Annotated in this window: 14 protein-coding genes; 10 read left to right on the top strand and 4 right to left on the bottom strand. The window is 46.1% G+C overall.

Going from position 1 to position 18,712, the window contains the following annotated elements:
* Positions 1-85: 85 nt before the first annotated feature.
* From BKE30_RS00320 to rnhB, 9 genes are all read left to right on the top strand, one after another.
* Positions 86-640, top strand: coding sequence for a 1-acyl-sn-glycerol-3-phosphate acyltransferase (locus tag BKE30_RS00320; protein WP_076876674.1), 555 nt, complete (start codon positions 86-88; stop codon positions 638-640).
* Positions 641-972: 332 nt separating this feature from the next.
* Complete coding sequence (locus BKE30_RS00315; RefSeq protein ID WP_076876673.1) at positions 973-2,751, top strand: AAA family ATPase; 1,779 nt, start codon at positions 973-975, stop codon at positions 2,749-2,751.
* Between the two features lie 17 nt (positions 2,752-2,768).
* A complete protein-coding gene (locus BKE30_RS00310; protein ID WP_076876672.1) occupies positions 2,769-3,212 on the top strand; it encodes a hypothetical protein in 444 nt (147 codons plus the stop codon).
* 248 nt (positions 3,213-3,460) lie between these two features.
* The gene (hrpA, locus tag BKE30_RS00305; RefSeq protein WP_076876729.1) at positions 3,461-7,381 is read left to right on the top strand and encodes an ATP-dependent RNA helicase HrpA; all 3,921 of its coding nucleotides are present in this window, start codon (positions 3,461-3,463) and stop codon (positions 7,379-7,381) included.
* Positions 7,382-7,597: 216 nt separating this feature from the next.
* Complete coding sequence (locus tag BKE30_RS00300; RefSeq protein ID WP_076876671.1) at positions 7,598-8,713, top strand: beta-ketoacyl-ACP synthase III; 1,116 nt, start codon at positions 7,598-7,600, stop codon at positions 8,711-8,713.
* 208 nt (positions 8,714-8,921) lie between these two features.
* Positions 8,922-9,197 (top strand): hypothetical protein, encoded by a 276-nt coding sequence (locus BKE30_RS00295; protein WP_076876670.1) that lies wholly within the window; start codon positions 8,922-8,924, stop codon positions 9,195-9,197.
* Between the two features lie 309 nt (positions 9,198-9,506).
* Positions 9,507-10,706, top strand: coding sequence for a lipid-A-disaccharide synthase (gene lpxB, locus BKE30_RS00290; RefSeq protein WP_076876728.1), 1,200 nt, complete (start codon positions 9,507-9,509; stop codon positions 10,704-10,706).
* 138 nt (positions 10,707-10,844) lie between these two features.
* Entirely contained in the window at positions 10,845-11,456 is a 612-nt protein-coding gene (locus tag BKE30_RS00285) for a GNAT family N-acetyltransferase (RefSeq protein ID WP_076876669.1), read from the top strand.
* Positions 11,457-11,660: 204 nt separating this feature from the next.
* Complete coding sequence (gene rnhB / locus BKE30_RS00280) at positions 11,661-12,233, top strand: ribonuclease HII (RefSeq protein ID WP_076876727.1); 573 nt, start codon at positions 11,661-11,663, stop codon at positions 12,231-12,233.
* A 72-nt stretch (positions 12,234-12,305) separates the two neighbouring features.
* Here rnhB and BKE30_RS00275 read toward each other — a convergent pair whose 3' ends face one another.
* Complete coding sequence (locus BKE30_RS00275; protein ID WP_143253608.1) at positions 12,306-12,581, bottom strand: hypothetical protein; 276 nt, start codon at positions 12,579-12,581, stop codon at positions 12,306-12,308.
* Between the two features lie 459 nt (positions 12,582-13,040).
* On the opposite strand from BKE30_RS00275, the gene BKE30_RS00270 reads away from it, so the two are divergent.
* On the top strand, positions 13,041-13,892 hold the full coding sequence (locus BKE30_RS00270) for a shikimate dehydrogenase family protein (RefSeq protein WP_076876667.1): 852 nt from the start codon (positions 13,041-13,043) through the stop codon (positions 13,890-13,892).
* A 77-nt stretch (positions 13,893-13,969) separates the two neighbouring features.
* On the opposite strand, the gene csrA is transcribed toward BKE30_RS00270, so the two are convergent.
* From csrA to alaS, 3 genes are all read right to left on the bottom strand, one after another.
* Positions 13,970-14,209 carry a carbon storage regulator CsrA gene (gene csrA / locus BKE30_RS00265; protein ID WP_076876666.1) on the bottom strand — a complete coding sequence of 80 codons (240 nt, stop codon included), beginning with the start codon at positions 14,207-14,209 and terminating at the stop codon, positions 13,970-13,972.
* A 244-nt stretch (positions 14,210-14,453) separates the two neighbouring features.
* The gene (locus BKE30_RS00260; protein ID WP_076876726.1) at positions 14,454-15,734 is read right to left on the bottom strand and encodes an aspartate kinase; all 1,281 of its coding nucleotides are present in this window, start codon (positions 15,732-15,734) and stop codon (positions 14,454-14,456) included.
* A 106-nt stretch (positions 15,735-15,840) separates the two neighbouring features.
* Complete coding sequence (gene alaS, locus BKE30_RS00255; RefSeq protein ID WP_227518277.1) at positions 15,841-18,531, bottom strand: alanine--tRNA ligase; 2,691 nt, start codon at positions 18,529-18,531, stop codon at positions 15,841-15,843.
* Between the last annotated feature and the right edge of the window lie 181 nt (positions 18,532-18,712).

Raw genomic sequence — 18,712 nt, 5'->3', positions numbered from 1 at the left:
GACGTTTTTTTTGGTTCTGCGTTCTGGTTTGCTGTTCTAATTTTATTTTTTTTTGATTCATCTGGTTTTAGGCGTAGTCAATCCCATGCTCAAACAACTTGGCAAAGCAACTTTTAAACTTTATGGCTGGACCTATCAATATGACCCGGCTTTACTCAGTGACAAGCAAGTAGCAATCGGTTTTGAGCATACCTCAAACCGCGATGCAATTTTATCTTTGGCGCTGTTTCAGATTATGGGGCTTAAAATCCATACCCTGATCAAGAAAGAGCTGTTTAAGGGGCCTTTAAAGCCTTTACTTGAAGCGCTGGGCGGTATTCCGGTAGACCGTAATGCCTCCAAAAATATTGTCACCCAGATGGCTCAACAGTTTGCAGATCACGAAAAATTTACGCTGGTCATTGCACCCGAAGCAACCCGGGCTAAAGATGGTGAAACCCGCAAGCCCATTAGAACCGGATTCTGGCACATTGCCAAGGCAGCCAATGTACCCATTGTGCTGATGTTTTCAGATGTGAAAACCAAACATGGTGGCTTGCTGGGAAAAATCATGCCCACTGACCTGGAAAGTGATTTGCTGGAAATCCAGCGCTACTACCGCACAGTTGGGATTGAAGTGCTTATCCCTGAGCGCAAATAAATCAGGTAAGGCTTGACTCAAGCCTACGGCAAAAGCTGTGCTTAAGCAGCGGTAAAGCACAGCAACACTTTGTCATGCCAAAAAATGATAAGCCAAGCTTAGTAAGGTTAAAATCAAGCTGTTTCAATTTATAAAACTGCATTGTTTATTCTGAGCTTAAAATTTTAAATAGCTAAAATGCGTCAGGCCTTGTCGCGTTTTGGCTTTTGTCCAGTGCTTTAAAAAGGCAGCCTGTGCAAAAAGCTGCTAAAATATAAAACCTGAAAATCGCCCTTTTTGACGCCATATCGTCTATTTCATGCAGCACATCCTTCTATGCAGCACATTTTTTTATGAAACAATCCACCGCACTGAATATTTTAAAATCCGGCAAAAATGTCTTTTTAACCGGCTCTGCCGGGGCAGGTAAAACCTACACACTCAACCAGTACATTGAGTACCTTAAGGCGCGCAAGGTGCCCGTTGCCGTTACAGCATCCACAGGTATTGCCGCCACTCACATGAACGGCATGACCATTCATACCTGGTCTGGCATTGGCATCAAGGATGTCCTGACTGATCACGACCTCAAAAATCTAAAAGACCGCAAATACCTGCGTGACCATATTGAAAAAGCCCAAGTGTTGATTATTGATGAAATTTCCATGCTTCATGCGCGGCAACTGGATCTGGTCAATCAGGTTTTAAAATACATCAAGGATACTGATGAGCCATTTGGTGGCATGCAGGTCATTGTCGCGGGTGACTTTTTTCAGTTGCCGCCTGTTGGCAAATCCGGCGAAACTAACCGTGACAAGTTTGCTTTTATGTCGGCGGCATGGCTGGAAGCCGGTTTTAGTATTTGCTATCTCAGTGAGCAGCATCGCCAGCAGGACAACCAGCTTAATATTATTTTAAATGAAATCCGCTTGGGTCAGATTAGCCCGCATAGCATTAAAACCTTGCAAAGCACTCAGCAGCAGGCATTGGATAGCGATATCACCCGTTTGTTTACCCATAATGTAGATGTCGACCAGATCAATGAGCAGCATCTGGAAGGGCTTAAAGGCAAGGCGCATCATTTTTATGCCCAAACCGAAGGCAATGAAAAACTGGTGATGACCCTGACCAGTTCCGTTCGTGCGCCGCAAGACCTGATGCTTAAAAAAGGCGCCAAGGTGATGTTTGTAAAAAACAACTTTGAGGAAGGCTATATTAACGGCAGCTTGGGTGAGGTCATCGGCTTTATTAAAGATGAAGAATTTGGCGAGTTGCCTGAAGTGAAACTGCGTGATGGCACAAAAATGGTGGTGTCGCCTGCCGAATGGTCGATTAATAATGAACAGGGCAAGGCCATTGCCAGCTTCAAGCAGATTCCACTGCGGCATGCATGGGCCATTACTGTGCATAAAAGTCAGGGCATGACCCTTGAAGCTGCTGAAATTGACCTGAGCCAGACTTTTGAAAAAGGGCAGGGCTATGTGGCATTGTCACGCTTGAAAACATTGGATGGCTTGCGTTTACTGGGCTTTAACCAGAATGCGCTGGAACTTGACAGTCTGGCCATGAAAGCCGACCAGCGTTTCCAGCAGCTCTCAAATGATGCAGAAAGTGTATGGCAAGATCGGGATACCACGCTGGTACATGAAGATTTTATTAAAAAATGTGGCGGCACCACCAATCCCAAGGATATTGCCCGTTATGAAAAACGCCTGAAACAAAAGGCAGGGGCAAGTATTTCGGCCAGCACGTTAGAGCAAACCCGCGAGCTTTATGAAAAAGGCTTGGATATTGAGGAAATTGCACTGGCACGTAGCCTGACTATTGCTACCGTCATTAATCATCTGGCCAAACTCTATGAGCAGGCCAATAGCAAAACCAGTGGCAAAGTAACTAATAGCAAAGATACCACTATTAAGGATACAGGCATTGGCAGTGAGTTGAACTTTGAGCGCATTAAACCGCAAAAAGAAGTGTTGCAGGCCGTGAGCCGCGCAGTGAAACAGGTGAAAAAGCAAAACCTGCCAGAAAGCTTTAATGAAGATGGCAGTATCCGGTTAAGGTCACTGGTTGAGGCCTTAAATGGCGAGATGGGCTATAACGATGTGCGGCTGGCACTAATGTTTATTTAATAAAACTAGAGATTTTGATGACATTAAAAGCAGAAATACGTTCTTTGTTAATTCAGGAAAGTGTAGGGTTACTTTCTAAAGAAGCGTTAATTGCGAAGGTAGATCAGAAGCTAATTGATATTTCAACTCCCCCAAGTTGGCTTCTTGACTTATCACTTGGAGATTACCCTAGCTTCGAGGGCAATTTAGACATCATTACTTTTCCTATTCAATACTATGAATTATTAATATTGATTCCTGATATGACTCAACGCTTCAAAACAGGCCAGTTAAATTTTGATTTATTGATTAAAAGTGCATACTTAATTTTAAATCTGCTTTCTGAAGATACAGATTTATATGATCTATTGAACTGGATTACAGATGAAGCTGAATTTTACTATACAGGTATGATGAAAAAACAAGATGTAGTTCAGAAAATTAATGAGGCATTAGCAGAGTTTATTAATACTGATAGTTAATTTTAATATTTAAGAAGCAAATGAATTGAAATTTATTAAAGAGATCATATATCTATTCCCCCAGTAAGCATAATCCAATGCTTTAAAATGCCAGCCTATAAATTTTAAAGAAGTGATTCAAAGCATTTGTTATTTTTAGTCGAAATAAATTTTAATTGATAAATTCTACGCGCTGAATTGATGCAATGGCTACAATGGCGAGCTTTTATGTTTGCTATATGAATGAAACTGCTGTTTTAGGAAAAATTATGTCTGTAGCTGAACAATCTAGGCAATCTGATCACCTCGTCATGGCGCGTGACCGCTATAAATTGTCACGCCTAAAGCAGGGTAAGTTTAAGGACGAACAGGCATATCAGCAGCTTCTGGAAAAATCACAGCAAGCCGTGCAGACGCGCGTTGACCGCTTACCGGATATTAAGCTCAATGAAGACCTGCCGGTGTCACAAAATGCCGAACGCTTGATTAAAGCAATTCAGGATCATCAGGTGATTATTGTGGCTGGTGAAACTGGTTCGGGTAAAACCACCCAGTTACCTAAAATTGCCATGCTGGCTGGCCGCGGTTTAACCGGGATTATTGGGCATACCCAGCCGCGTCGTTTGGCAGCGCGTAGTGTGTCGCAGCGTATTGCCGAGGAGCTGGGCGAGCCACTGGGCAAGTCGGTGGGCTTTAAGGTGCGCTTTAATGAAACGGGTGACAGCAACGCATTTATCCGCCTGATGACTGATGGTATTTTGCTGGCTGAACTGGGCAATGACCGTTTTTTAAATAAATATGACACCATTATTATTGATGAAGCACATGAGCGTTCATTAAATATTGATTTTTTGCTGGGCTATATTCGCCAGATTTTACCCAAGCGCCCCGATCTAAAAGTTATTGTTACTTCTGCCACACTGGACGTAAACCGATTTAGCCAGTATTTCAACAATGCCCCCGTATTTGAGGTGGAAGGCCGCAGCTATCCGGTAGAGGTTCGCTATCGCCCAGTATCCGAACTGGCCGTAGCAGGCAGTGAAGATGACGCCTTTGACGATGTTGAAGAAAACCTGCCGCGTGCCGTTGTCGCTGCTGTGGAAGAGTGCTATCAGGATGCCATCAATAAAGGCCATCCAGAGCATGCCGACATTCTGGTCTTTGCTAGCACCGAACAGGAAATCCGTGACTTACAGGAAACCCTGTACAAATTTGGCCCCAAACATACCGAAATTTTGCCACTGTATGCACGTTTGGCCTTAAGCGAACAACAGAAGATTTTTAACCCATCCGGCAAGGGCCGCCGTATTATTATTGCCACCAACGTGGCAGAAACGGCGCTTACCGTACCCAATATCCGCTATGTAATTGACAGTGGTTTTGCACGGATTTCACGTTATTCCTATCGCTCACGGGTGCAGCGTCTACCGATTGAAGCCATTTCTCAAGCCGCTGCCAACCAGCGTAAGGGGCGTTGCGGCCGTATTGCGCCGGGGGTTTGTATTCGCCTGTATAGCGAAGAAGATTTTTTAGGCCGTCCAGAATTTACCGAACCTGAAATCAAGCGTACCAATTTGGCATCGGTGATTTTGCAAATGGAGAGCTTGGGATTAGGTGATTTGGATCACTTTAATTTTATCGAGCCGCCTGATCATCGTTTGGTGAATGACGGCAAAAAGCTGCTGGTTGAACTGGGTGCGCTTAGCGAGAGGAACGGCGATTCCAAAAAAGAAGGGAGTAAGCTTACCAAGATTGGCCAGATGATGGCAAAAATGCCAATTGACCCCCGTCTGGCCCGCATGATTCTGGGCGGTGCGCATTTTGGTGTATTGAATGAAGCACTGATTGTGGTCAGTGCCCTGGCAGTACAAGACCCGCGTGAGCGTCCAGCCGACAAGCAAACACAGGCTGACCAAAAACATGCCTTGTTTAAAGAGCCAGATTCCGACTTCTTATTTTATATCAAGCTGTGGAACACCATTGCAGCGCAAAAAGGCCAGCTTACTGAAGGCCAGCGCCGCCAGTTTGCCAAGCAGCATTTTTTAAGCTGGTTACGCCTGCGTGAATGGCGGCAAACCCATCAGCAACTGGTGGAACTGGCCGAGCAACTGAAGCTTTCATTTGAACGACCGTCGGGCAAGGATCAGCCTGCCAGCTATGAAAACCTGCATAAAGCATTGCTCACCGGCTTATTGTCCTTTATTGCGCAAAGAACTGATGAAAAAAATATCTATCAGGCGGTGCGTCAGCAAAAAGCCCGGATTTTCCCAGCCAGTACCTTGCATAAACAGGGCGCGCCGTGGCTGATGGCTTTTGAGATGGTAGAAACCTCACAGGTGTATTTGCGCACACTGGCTAAAATTGAACCGGAATGGATTTTGCTGGCCGCCCGTGATTTGCTCAAGTATCACTATTTTGAACCACACTGGTCGAAAAAATCCGGCACAGTGAATGCCTATGCACAGATTTCACTGTTTGGTTTGATTGTTCAGCCCAAGCAGCCGATACAGTATGAAAAAGTGAATCTGGTCGAAGCGCATGAGATCTTTATGCGTGATGGACTAGTCACGGGTCAATTGGGCATTACCCCACCATTTTTAAAACATAACCTGCAAAAAATTGAAGAAGTCGAACGCATTGAAGATAAATTGCGCCGTCGGGATTTGCTGGTGGATGAAGAAACCCTGTACCAGTTTTATGCAGGCCGCATTCCAGAGCATATTGCCAGCCGCCGTACCTTTGAGGACTGGCGCGCCGAGGTTGAAGCCAAGAATCCGCGTATCCTGTTTTTAACTGAAGAAGATGTATTACTGGATTCGGCTCCGACCACGCAGCAATTTCCGGATTACTGGCAGGTGGGGGCTTTGCGTCTTGCCACGCGCTATGTGTTTGATCCCAGCCGCGAGGATGACGGGGCAACGGTCAGTATTCCGATTCAAGCCTTGCCTCAAGTTGATGGCAATGCCTTGTCATGGAGCGTACCCGGCTGGCGGCAACCTTTGGTAGAGGCGTTGTTAAAGTCTTTGCCGAAAGACAAGCGTCGTTTGTTTGTTCCCATTCCTGATACTACCAAAAAACTGTTGACTCAGTTAGACCCGCAAAAAGGCAATAGCCTGATGGAGCAACTGGCCTTTTTGCTGCGCGGTGAGCAAATTCAGGCTAAAGATTTTGATATTAATAGCGTGCCAAATTATTTACGTCCCATGATTCAGGTAATTGATGACAAGAAACGGGTGATTGCGCAAGGGCGTGATCTGGAGGAGTTACAGGCACGTTGCCGCGTTGCCACACATCAGCCTGTTAAGCAACAGCAAGGTGAACTGCTGGAATTTCCAGCCAGCTTTGCATTTGAAACCCAAAAGAAAGTTACCGGCCTGCTGGTCAATCAGTATCATGCCTTGGTGCCCATTGAAGCTGATGCAACTATAAAGCAGACTGATGGCTCTAAAATCCAGAACCAGAACGGCGTTGTGGTTCACACCTATAATGATGAAAATGAAGCCAAGCGGCATCATCGTCAGGGGTTGCTGCGTCTGGCCAGTTTGCAATTGGGTGATTTAAGCCGTCAGCTCAAAAAACAGTTGCCCAAATCGCTCATTCTGGCTTTTGCCCCTTTGGGCGATAAAACCCAACTGGAAAACATGCTGATTTATGCCACGCTGGATGTGTCATTTGAAGGGCTGGCTTATGACCAGCAAACCTTTGAGCAGAAGCTGACAGCAAGCAAAGCCCAGTTTTTAACGCATGGGCAAAAGGTACTGGCTGACCTTAATGAAATATTTACCTTATGGCAAACCATCCGCCGGCAGATGCTAACCATTGATGTAGACATATTTGCCCGTAATCTGGATGATATCGAAGACCAGCTCGACGGCTTGCAACTGGCCAATTTTGTCTATCAGGTGGATGTACAGGCCTGGCAGGAATATCCGCGTTATTTAAAAGCCCTGAATATCCGTCTGGAGCGTTTGCCCAATAACCTGAAGCGTGATACGGAAGCGGTGGCACAAATTGATCCATTCATGGAGCGCATGCTGAAGTATGATACGCACAAGGCCATGGAAAGCAGTTCATTTCAGGAGTTTCGCTGGCTAATGGAAGAGTGGCGGGTATCATTGTTTGCCCAGCCGATGAAAACCAAAGTACCTGTTTCAGTAAAGCGGCTGGAAAAAGCATGGCAGGATATTTAAGCTTAAATCCTGCCGTTTTTAACTTTCAGTGGTAGTGTCCTTATGCTGTAAACAGCTTAGCCTTTTCGCTACTGGACAAATACAGGGGATGGGTAGACACTACTGCTGACTTTGTGGCAACTCATTTTGGGCTAAGTTTTTAAAGCCAAATCTGAAATATTCATTTACTATTGGGTGCAATGCAAGTAACACCACAATAAATGACAGGAGTGATTCATGAGCATTCGTATTACAGGAACTGGGCTGTACACGCCACCAGAGTCAATCAGCAATGAAGAACTGGTAGAAAGCCTGAATGCTTATGTCGAACACTACAATCAGCAGAATGCCGCTGAGATTGAAGCCGGAATACTGACTCCAAAGCGTGGTTCATCGGCACCCTTTATCCAAAAAGTATCCGGCATCAAGTCACGTTACGTGGTGAATAAGGAAGGCGTGCTTGATCCCAAGCGTATGACGCCCATCATTCCAGAGCGCGCCAATGAAGAATGGTCGATTCAGGCAGAAATGGGCACCGCTGCGGCTAGGCAAGCCATTGAAAATGCCGGTTTAACCCCGGATGATATTGATGCTGTCATTCTGGCCTGCTCAAATATGCAGCGGGCCTATCCAGCCGTTGCCATTGAAATTCAGGCTGCCCTTGGCATGACCCATGGCTATGCCTTTGATATGAACGTGGCGTGCAGTGCAGCCACCTTTGGCCTGCAACAGGCAGTTGATGCCATCAAGGCAGGTTCAGCCAGGCGGGTTCTGGTAGTCAATGCTGAAATCACCTCTGGCCACTTAAACTGGACTGATTACAGCAGCCATTTTATTTTTGGCGATGTAGCCACTGCCATTGTGGTAGAAGACACAAACTCCAAGCCGGGCTTTGAAGTGCTGGGCACCCAGTTACTCACCCAGTTTTCCAATAATATCCGCAACAATTTTGGTTTCTTAAACCGTGGTGATGAATCTGGTGTGGGCAAGGCGGATAAACTGTTTGTGCAAAATGGCCAGAAGGTTTATCGCGAAGTATCGCCACTGGTCGCCAAAACCATTACCGAGCACTTGGGCAAGCTGGGTTTGAATGTTGAGGACGTAAAGCGTTACTGGCTGCACCAGGCCAATGAAAATATGAACCAGTTTATTTTAAAAATGATTCTGGGCAAGGATACCGAGCGCGAGCGTGCACCCATTATTCTGGATGAGTATGCTAATACCAGTTCAGCAGGATCTATCATTGCTTTCCATAAACATTCCAAAGATTTGCTGGACGGCGATTTAGGGGTTATTTGCTCCTTTGGTGCTGGTTATTCAATTGGCTCAATTATTGTTAAAAAAGTCAGTTAACTGTAGCTTAAGTCAGCATAAATCAGCGTCCGTCAGGGCGCTTTTTTTATGGATAACCTTTCAAACTTGGCAGCTAAACTGTTATGACAAATTCAACCAAAAATTACTCAATTGCAGCCTAAACAGGCATAAATACCAACCTGACCTTCAAGAACCAGACAATAAATCTGCCACACTACGCGCATAATAATGTTTTGAGGATAACGCCATGCAGCGCTATTTGATTGCTACAGCAACTGGTATTCTGGTATTAACGCTGGGTGGCTGTGCCGTAACCCCAATTGATGAAAATTCCAACCGTAATCATCGTCATGATGGTTGGAATAAAAATGGCTGGGATAAAAAAGACTGGAAAAATGACCGCGATCATGACCGTAGAAATTGGGATCGCAATCGTGATCGCGACAGGTCACACTGGGATCGCAAGCATGATCGTGATGGCCGTCATGACCGTGATGACGACCACCACGATCATGATGACTAGTTAAAGACCTTGATAGTTACGGCTAATACGGTTAAGTAGCAAGGCTAAAGCGCTGTTTTTATGGCTGCTTCCAATTTTTTAACCCTGTACTTTAAATTTACAGATGTTTTATAAGTGCTGTTCAGTCATATGGTGCCTATCAGGAATGGGCACAGGACTGCGCAGCTTTTTCGTGTCTAAGCTTTTAAAAAACCAAATATTTAATGCTACACTGCCGCCATTACAGGTTTAGGTTTGTCGTACACAGTGAGCACAACCCCTATTATTTCCAATCCAAAAAATAGCCAAGATCAGCAAACCTTAACTTCAATGGGACAGCAAACGCAGTCTCAGGCGCTTGGCAAACCTTTACGTATTGGCATTGTGGTGGGCGAAGTATCGGGCGATACGCTGGGGGTTGCCCTGATCAAAGCCTTTAAGGCACAGGGGATTGATGCCATTTTTGAAGGGATTGGCGGCCCGCAGATGATTGCAGAAGGTTTCCAGAGCATCTATCCCATGGAGCGGCTGGCAGTGATGGGGCTGGTTGAAGTGATGGGTCGGCTCAAAGAGCTATTTGCGATTCGTGATGATCTGGTTGCCCGCTGGAAAGCCAATCCGGTAGATATTTTTGTGGGGATTGATGCCCCTGATTTTAACCTGCGCCTGTCCAGTCAGTTGAAGCCATTGGGCATTAAAACCGTACAGTATGTCAGTCCATCGGTATGGGCGTGGCGTCAGGGCCGGGTGCATGGCATTCGCGCTGCGGTTGATCTGGTGCTATGCCTGTTTCCATTTGAAGTAGACTTTTATTTAAAGCATGAAGTACCCGCAGTCTTTGTCGGTCATCCACTGGCACAGGAAATTCCGCTACAGCATGATCTTGCACTGGCCAAGCAACAATTAGGCCTTGAACCAACCCAAACGCTAATTGGCATTTTGCCGGGCAGCCGTTCTGGTGAAGTATCACGGCTTGCCCCGTTGCTGTTTGATAGTGCATTCAAGCTGTTGCAAACCCGGCCAGACCTCAGGTTTCTGGTGCCTGCCATTAATCAGGCCCGTTTTGAGCAAATCCAGCATATTCTGGCCAGTTATCCTCAGGCATTGAGCAAGGCGGTGCAGGTCATTCATGCACAGGAAAGCAAAAGTAAAGTCGGGCGAGATGTTATGGCGGCAAGTGATCTGGTCCTGCTGGCTTCAGGCACGGCAACGCTGGAATGCCTGCTGTTTGGGCGGCCTATGGTGGTGGTATACAAGCTACATTGGCTGACCTATTTGATTGCCAGTTTTATGGTGAGGATTCCCTACAAATCACTGCCCAATATTCTGGCCAGTCGTGAAGTGGTGCCGGAACTGATTCAGTACGATGCCACACCTGCTAAAGTGCATCAGGCCGCCATGGGATTACTACAAACATCAAAAGGCCAAAGCCAGCAGCAAGCACTGATGGCAATTCACCAGCAATTACAGGGACAGCAAGCCATAAATCCGGCATTGGCCGTACTGGGTTTGTTAAATAAAGTATGCTAAAACAACAGGTAGCTCATCAGTAGTTTTTAAAGGCTGTATCTTTAAAACTGGTGGCAAATTTCCAGATGCGCATTTTAATTGTAAAGTTTAAGCCTTTACGTTGAACAATAACTTTAACAACAAATTTTAGGACATCCCATGCAGATTATTGCAGCAACCCCAGACATGCAGGGCAATATTGCCGATTTGATGTATAGCGCTGGCCCTGAACTTTATGATTTTATCTATAAAACCACGAAGCATCGTGCACAGGATTTTATTCAGTTTGAATTTGAATCCGGTAAAGGTTTTTGCGGTTATCGCAATGTCACTGTCGCCATGGTCGATGGCAAAGTTATTGCTACGGGCTGTTTTTTTGATGGCAGGATTTATCCTAAATTAACCTTGGCTACCTTAAAAAACATATTTCGTTTTTATGGCCCACTCAATGTCTGGCCGATACTGTTACGTCTCAAGCATGTGGAAAGTGTCATGCAACAGCCCAAAAAGACTGAGCTTTACCTATCCAATTTTGGTGTAGAGCCAGTTTTGCGGAGTACAGGTATTGGCAAGGCCATGCTGGAGCATAAAATAGCTGAAGCTCGCCAGCAACAGTACCGGATTTTTTCGCTGGATGTGGCTGATAGTAATCCGCGTGCGCAGGCATTGTATGAACGGATGGGATTAAGGGCCGGTTTGCTTAAAAAATTCTCAGGCAAAAGGTCAGGCATCAAGGTTCCCAATGCCATTAAAATGGAACTGGTTTTATAATACTTTTTGCTGGCAGGCTGATCCAGTCAGTCCATGTTTATATGAATTCAGTATATAAGCAGCTTACTGTTTATCAAAACTTGCAATTTATTCATAATTTTTAAGGAAATGGTTATGCCACTGCTGGTCAATCTGGACACTAGCTCACCACGAATTCTGGCATGCTCTGCATTGAATCCCAACCTGATATTGCCCGCCGCATCATTGCTGGTTGCCGGAGTCGATGAGGCAGGGCGTGGGCCATTAATTGGCTCTGTGGTCACAGCGGCGGTAATACTAGACCCTGACCATCCGATAGAAGGATTGAATGACTCCAAAAAACTGTCAGAAAAAAAGCGTGAGCACCTGTTTGTACAAATCCAGCAACATGCTCTGGCCTGGTGTATTGCCGAGGCCAGCCATGATGAAATTGATAGCTTGAATATTTTACATGCCACAATGCTGGCCATGAAACGCGCTATTGAGGGGTTGGTTATTGTACCCAGTATGGCGCTTATTGATGGCAATCGATGCCCTGATAGCAGTATCTCCTGTCGGGCGATTGTCGGCGGGGATGGTTTGGAGCAAAGTATTGGTGCTGCGAGTATTTTAGCCAAGGTAACCCGGGATCAGCAGCTACAGGAACTTGATCGCCAGTATCCACAATATGGCTTGGCCAGGCATAAGGGCTATCCCACCAAGGCCCATCTGGAAGCCATGGCGCTGCATGGTATTTTACCTGAGCATCGCAAAAGTTATGGTCCAGTTAAAAAATATTGTCTGGATATGGCTTTATAATTTATGCTTAAGGTTGAGTAATAAAAATAGCCTGCTTTTTAGAAAAACAGGCTATTTAGTGACAATAAATATTTAAGCGTGCGATTCTGCCGGCGGTGCTGAGCCATATAAACGCGCCATATCATCAACACTTCGGGTTTCATGCAGCCACAACTCCTTGAAGTATTCAATGCGTTTTACCTGTGCCTGTGCCGATGGGCTATCATCTTCACCGTGAAAGCTAAACAGTAGCGGATCACCCACTTCTTCGCCATTTTCAACCAGTGTCATGAAATAGGCATTTAATAGCGGATCAATCCCAATGATTGCTTCACGCCGATGCTGGGGAGAGAGTCTGTTTGTCATCATTTATTCCTTCTATCCATTTTCGACAAAACCTGAAGGGCTGCCATGGCAAACCCTTGCCTATATTAAGAGCGTTGTATTGTGTTAACCGCATATTGCCCATTAACCAGAGCCGGGCGACATAATCCTTCATGCATAAGCAAACCGTATAGCATGAAAAATAGCCGTGTTTTTTAGCATATTTATTGTCGAGATGGATTTTGAAGGATTTTTTAAGAAAATCTAAACGTAGCCGATTGTTTTTGCTAGTTTTTAAGTGAAATAATTTGTTGCGCTTTCTTTTTTAAAAAAGATAGTAACTGTAAAAATTAATGTATTTTTAAATGAAAGCGAATATTTGATTTGGACTACAGATTAAAATAACAGGTCCAGTCGCTATTTTAAGAAAAAGCCGCAATATAATTTCAAAACACGCTGCTACCATCAAAATGAAACTAAAACTCAATAATACGGAAAATTAAAATGACCATTACCGGAAAAACCAGAATTCTAGCGCTAATTGGGGATCCTGTAGCACAGGCCAAAACACCAGCGCGCATCAATCAACTGCTGGCTGAGCAAGATCAACAGGATGATTATGTACTGGTTCCCATGCACGTCAGTAGTGGCAATTTACACGCTGTGATGAGTGGCTTACGTCATATGCAGAATTTTGCCGGGGCAGTGATTACCATGCCACACAAGGTTGCCATATGTGCCTTACTGGATACATTAACGCCCGAGGCACAAACTACTGGCGCAGTTAATGTCGTTTATCGGGATGCGCAAGGCAGGTTACATGGCCATATTCTGGATGGGGCAGGCTTTGTGAATGGGTTACTGGCTGCAGGATATAAAGTGCAGGGCAGTCATTGTTTAATGCGTGGGGCTGGCGGGGCTGCATCAGCAATTGCATTTGCACTGGCACAACATGGGTGCCAGTCCTTACGGATTTATAATCGTAGTGTTAAAAAAGCCGAATTTTTAAAAGACCAGCTTTTGTTAGCCTATCCAGAGTTTAAAGTGACTGTGGCAGCTGATGATGAACTGGTTGATAATACAGGAACTCAGACAAACCCACTGCTGTTTCAAAGGGACATTGATATTGCCATCAATGCCAGTAGTCTGGGAATGCAGGGGCAGGATAACCTGCCGTTTTCATCAAATATAATCAAGCACTGTAAACTGGTGGCGGAGTGTGTGATTGCGCCGGAACAAACTGCCTTGCTGCAACTGGCAAATAGTCTGGGCATAAAGACACACGTAGGGTTAAATATGCTTAATAGCCAATTGGCGCTCATGCTGGAGTTTATGACTCGGCCAAGCCCAAAATAAAAGCGGCCTAAGCCGCTTATAAAATACCTGCATGATGACCTGAACGGTTACATCAGGAATAATCGCCTAATATATAATTAGCGATTATAGCTATCATCATCAAACGATGGCTGATAATCCTGCTCCAGATGCTGTAAATGTTCATGCATGGCGCGCTCGTGCTGAATGCGCTGGTAAATCTCTTCGCGATGTACCGACACTTCTTTGGGTGCATTGACGCCAATACGCACCTGATTACCTTTAACGCCCAACACTGTGACGCTAACTTCATCCCCAATCATCAGGGTTTCCCCGACGCGGCGGGTCAGAATAAGCATTCTCTTCTCCTTGTATCAACCTTTCGAGCATACCTGATTTATATTATCAGTATCGCTTAAAGTTATTTTTCCGAATAGCCTTATCTACATTTTTTTGTAAAACAAACAGTGGCTTTTATATTCCGTTTATTTTACATGGAATGATTTGCAGCTGTTGCAAGCAACTGTGATCAATTTAACATGAAACAGTTGCTTTTGCTGCATGCTTTTATGCAAATATTCCATGCTCAAGCACTAATATTGTTTATGCACGGGCACTGCTTTCGCCACTGGCACGGTCAAGGCCAAATGCGGTATGCAGGCTGCGAACGGCCAGTTCCAGATATTTCTCATCAACCACAACAGAAATCTTGATCTCGGAAGTTGAAATCATCTGGATATTGATGCCGTCTTTGGCAAGCGCAGTAAACATCTGGCTGGCCACACCGGCATGGGAACGCATGCCAACACCCACAATAGATACCTTGACAATGCTGTCATCGCCAATCACCTGACCAGCGCCAATATCCTTGCCAATGGTTTCAAGCAGGTTCAGGGCCTTTTTGAAATCAGTGCGGTTTACGGTAAAGGTAAAGTCAGTGGTGCCATCAGCAGCAATGTTCTGCACAATCATGTCAATTTCAATGTTGGCATCACCAATTGGCGACAGAATACGTGATGCAACGCCCGGCTGGTCAGGTACACCGCGAATAGTCAATTTTGCTTCGTCACGGTTGAAGGCGATACCAGAGATAATAGGCTGTTCCATAGTATGTTCCGATTCAGTGGTGATTAAAGTACCAACATTGTTTTTAAAGTCTTCGTCAAAGGCGCCATCGGTGTCATTGTCAAAGCTGGACAGTACACGTAGAGGCACCTGATATTTGCCCGCAAACTCCACAGAGCGGATTTGCAGGACTTTTGAACCCAGACTGGCCATTTCCAGCATTTCTTCAAAAGTAATGCGGGACAGTTTTTTGGCTTTGGGCGCAACACGCGGGTCGGTGGTATACACACCATCCACATCGGTGTAAATCTGGCATTCATCAGCTTTTAGCGCCGCAGCCAGCGCCACGCCAGTGGTATCAGAACCACCACGGCCCAGCGTCGTAATGTTGCCTTGCTGATCAACACCCTGAAAACCAGCAACAATCAGTACTTTGCCCTGATTTAAGTCTTTGTGCATGACATCGGCATCAATTGACTGGATACGTGCTTTATTGAATGAGCTATCCGTAATAATGCCAACCTGACGCCCTGTGTAGGAGCAGGCATCCACTTCAATGGATTTTAACGCCATTGCCAACATGGCAATACTGACCTGTTCGCCTGTAGATATCATCTGGTCCATTTCACGCGGGTCAGGATTATCACAAATGGACTTAGCTAGTCCCAGCAGGCGGTTGGTTTCACCGCTCATGGCCGAAACCACCACCACCACACGATGACCATGGTCATGCCAGCGTTTTACCCGACGCGCTACATTTAAAATGCGCTCGGGCGTACCCATTGAGGTACCCCCATATTTTTGTACGATTAAAGCCATAATTGTTCCATCTGTTTTTAAATTCCCAGTCAGGCTCATTGCTTTGCCTGACATGAGTGCTCATCAATAATACATTTTACAAGCAGTGCTATCGTTAATCCGGCAATTAACGGGTGTATTGGGTAGCCAGCCAGTCTGGCAGGCTACCCATCACATCAGCATAATTAGGGGCAATTGGTGCGCCACCTTGCGCCAGATCAGGCTTGCCGCCGCCTTTACCGCCCAACTGCTCAGTCAGGTGCTTGATAATGTCGCCTGCCTTGACGCGAGAGGTATATTCCTTAGCTACGGAAGCCAGTAAGCTGACCTTGCCAGCGCCATCGTTGGCAGCCAGCACAATCACACCATCGGAAAAACGTGATCTCACGCTATCCAGCAGGTTGCGCAGGGTTTTGCCATCCATTTGATCCAGCTCGGCAATCAGGGTTTTGATGCCTGCAATTTCTTGTGCCTTTTCAACCAGCTCAGCACTCTGGCTATGTGCCAGCTTCTGGTTTAAGCGTTCAATCTGCTTTTCCAGTTGACGACTATTGTCGCTTAAGGCTTCAACCCGGCTAAACACCTGATCGCGCTGTGCTTTAATCAGGCTGCTGATTTGTGCCAATTGCTGGTCGGCCTGTTGTACGACGGCCAGTGCCGCAGTGCCAGTAACCGCTTCAATACGGCGAATACCGGCTGCAATGCCGCCTTCACTAACAATCTTGAACAGTCCAATATCACCAGTACGGTTGACGTGAATACCACCACACAGTTCGATAGAGAAATGGCGGTCTTCAATCTGGCTACCCATACTTAGTACGCGTACTTTATCGCCATATTTTTCGCCAAACAACATCATCGCGCCTTTGTTCTTGGCAGATTCAATATCCAGTTCTTCGGTAGATACTGGGGTATTGGCAATCACCTCAGCATTGACCAGACGTTCAATTTCCTGCAACTGGTCAAAGCTCACTGCCTGGTCATTGGCAAAGTCAAAGCGCAGTACATTGCTAGAAACCAATGAACCTTTTTGAGTGACATACTCACCCAATACCTGCCGCAAAGCAGCGTGAAGCAGGTGAGTCGCCGAGTGATTACGCGCGGTGGCTGCACGCATATCGGCTTTGACGGTGGCCTGTACCGCTTGTGATACGCTGACTGTGCCCATAGTCACCAGACCCTGATGCACAATGGCTGAGCCTGATTTTTTGGTATCCTGAACTTCAAAAATTCCGTTTTCAGCAGTTAGTAAGCCGGTATCGCCAACCTGACCACCGCTTTCGGCATAAAACGGGGTTTGATCCAGCACAATCAGGCCTTCATCGCCTTCATTTAGGCTATCAACCGCCTGACCATCTTTGTATAGCGCGACGATATGGCCCTGGCCTTGTATGTTGCTATAACCGTGGAAGACTGATTCCTGATCGACCTTAACAATACTGTTGTAGTCAATATTGAACTTGCCGGCATCACGGGCGCGCTGGCGCTGTTGTGCCATTTCAGCTTCAAAGCCTGCTTCATCAATGTGCAGGTTACGCTCGCGGGCAATATCCGCAGTCAGGTCAACCGGAAAGCCGTAGGTGTCATATAGTTTGAACACAGTGCTGCCTGCAATGGTATTGCCTTGTAGCTGTACCAGTTCGGTTTCCAGCAAACGCAAGCCTTGTTCCAGTGTACGGGCAAACTGTTCTTCTTCTTTCAATAAAGTGGCTTCAACTACATCACGGCGATTAACCAGCTCAGGATAAGCATCACCCATGACATCAATAAGTGGCTGCACCATCTTGTGGAAAAAGCTACCGCTTGCTCCTAGTTTGTTGCCGTGACGAACCGCGCGGCGAATAATGCGGCGCAGGACATAACCACGACCTTCATTGCTGGGAATTACACCATCTGCAATTAAAAATGAGCAGGAGCGGGCATGGTCAGCCAGTACACGTAACGAAGGCTGGTTCTGGTTTTCAATCCCAATAATTTGCGCGGCAGATTTAATCAAGTGCTGGAACAGGTCAATCTCATAGTTGGAATGCACATGCTGCATTACTGCGCTAATACGCTCCAGACCCATGCCGGTATCCACGCTTGGGGCAGGCAGCGGATGCAAAACGCCATCAGCCGTGCGGTTAAACTGCATGAATACGTTGTTCCAGATTTCAATAAAACGGTCGCCATCTTCTTCCGGCGTACCCGGCAAACCACCGGCAATATCAGCGCCATGGTCATAGAAAATTTCGGTACATGGCCCACATGGCCCGGTGTCACCCATCGCCCAGAAGTTATCGGAGGCATAGGGTGCGCCTTTGTTGTCGCCAATGCGGATAATGCGCTCGGCAGCCAGCCCGATATCCTTGTTCCAGATCTCAAAAGCTTCGTCGTCTGTAGCATAAACCGTGACATACAGGCGGTCAGCAGGAATAGCCAGCCACTCTTTGCTGGTCAAAAATTCCCAGGCAAATCTGATGGCATCTTGTTTAAAGTAATCCCCAAAGGAAAAATTGCCCAGCATTTCAAAGAAAGTATGGTGACGCGCGGTATAGCCGACGTTGTCCAGATCGTTATGCTTGCCGCCAGCGCGGACACATTTCTGGCTTGAGGTAGCGCGGACATAATCGCGTTTGTCCAGCCCCAAAAAACAGTCTTTGAACTGGTTCATGCCTGCATTGGTAAATAGCAGGGTAGGGTCGTTGGCAGGAATCAGGGAACTGGAGGCAACACGCGTGTGGCCTTGCGTTTCAAAATAACGCAAAAACGCTTCACGAATTTCGTTCGATGTCATCATACGGCTCACAAAACAGCTCCCAGACAAATAACCACACATAAAAAGCCAGATTGCTTAACAGCTTGGTTTAACCCGTAAAACCAGCCAGCAAAATAGACCGGTAAAACCCAAACTGAATCAAGCAGTATTATCAACACAACTTACAACACAGGATTTTCTACAGTCCGCCATGCTTAACCGGCAATTTTTTTTGCAAAAGTCTAGCATAAGCAGCAGCAAG

The sequence above is a fragment of the Alkanindiges hydrocarboniclasticus genome, assembly GCF_001982605.1.
In the GTDB taxonomy this organism is placed as follows: Bacteria; Pseudomonadota; Gammaproteobacteria; order Pseudomonadales; family Moraxellaceae; genus Alkanindiges; species Alkanindiges hydrocarboniclasticus.
Note: the sequence above shows the minus strand (reverse complement) of the source record. Positions and strands in the feature narration are given on the sequence as shown.

Excerpts from the sequence above, each read along its gene's own strand:
- BKE30_RS00320 (WP_076876674.1), top strand. The coding sequence starts at position 86 with ATGCTCAAACAACTTGGCAAAGCAACTTTTAAACTTTATGGCTGGACC.
- BKE30_RS00315 (WP_076876673.1), top strand. The coding sequence starts at position 973 with ATGAAACAATCCACCGCACTGAATATTTTAAAATCCGGCAAAAATGTC.
- BKE30_RS00310 (WP_076876672.1), top strand. The coding sequence starts at position 2,769 with ATGACATTAAAAGCAGAAATACGTTCTTTGTTAATTCAGGAAAGTGTA.
- hrpA (WP_076876729.1), top strand. The coding sequence starts at position 3,461 with ATGTCTGTAGCTGAACAATCTAGGCAATCTGATCACCTCGTCATGGCG.
- BKE30_RS00300 (WP_076876671.1), top strand. The coding sequence starts at position 7,598 with ATGAGCATTCGTATTACAGGAACTGGGCTGTACACGCCACCAGAGTCA.
- BKE30_RS00295 (WP_076876670.1), top strand. The coding sequence starts at position 8,922 with ATGCAGCGCTATTTGATTGCTACAGCAACTGGTATTCTGGTATTAACG.
- lpxB (WP_076876728.1), top strand. The coding sequence starts at position 9,507 with ATGGGACAGCAAACGCAGTCTCAGGCGCTTGGCAAACCTTTACGTATT.
- BKE30_RS00285 (WP_076876669.1), top strand. The coding sequence starts at position 10,845 with ATGCAGATTATTGCAGCAACCCCAGACATGCAGGGCAATATTGCCGAT.
- BKE30_RS00275 (WP_143253608.1), bottom strand. The coding sequence starts at position 12,581 with ATGATGACAAACAGACTCTCTCCCCAGCATCGGCGTGAAGCAATCATT.
- BKE30_RS00270 (WP_076876667.1), top strand. The coding sequence starts at position 13,041 with ATGACCATTACCGGAAAAACCAGAATTCTAGCGCTAATTGGGGATCCT.
- csrA (WP_076876666.1), bottom strand. The coding sequence starts at position 14,209 with ATGCTTATTCTGACCCGCCGCGTCGGGGAAACCCTGATGATTGGGGAT.
- BKE30_RS00260 (WP_076876726.1), bottom strand. The coding sequence starts at position 15,734 with ATGGCTTTAATCGTACAAAAATATGGGGGTACCTCAATGGGTACGCCC.
- alaS (WP_227518277.1), bottom strand. The coding sequence starts at position 18,531 with ATGTGTGGTTATTTGTCTGGGAGCTGTTTTGTGAGCCGTATGATGACA.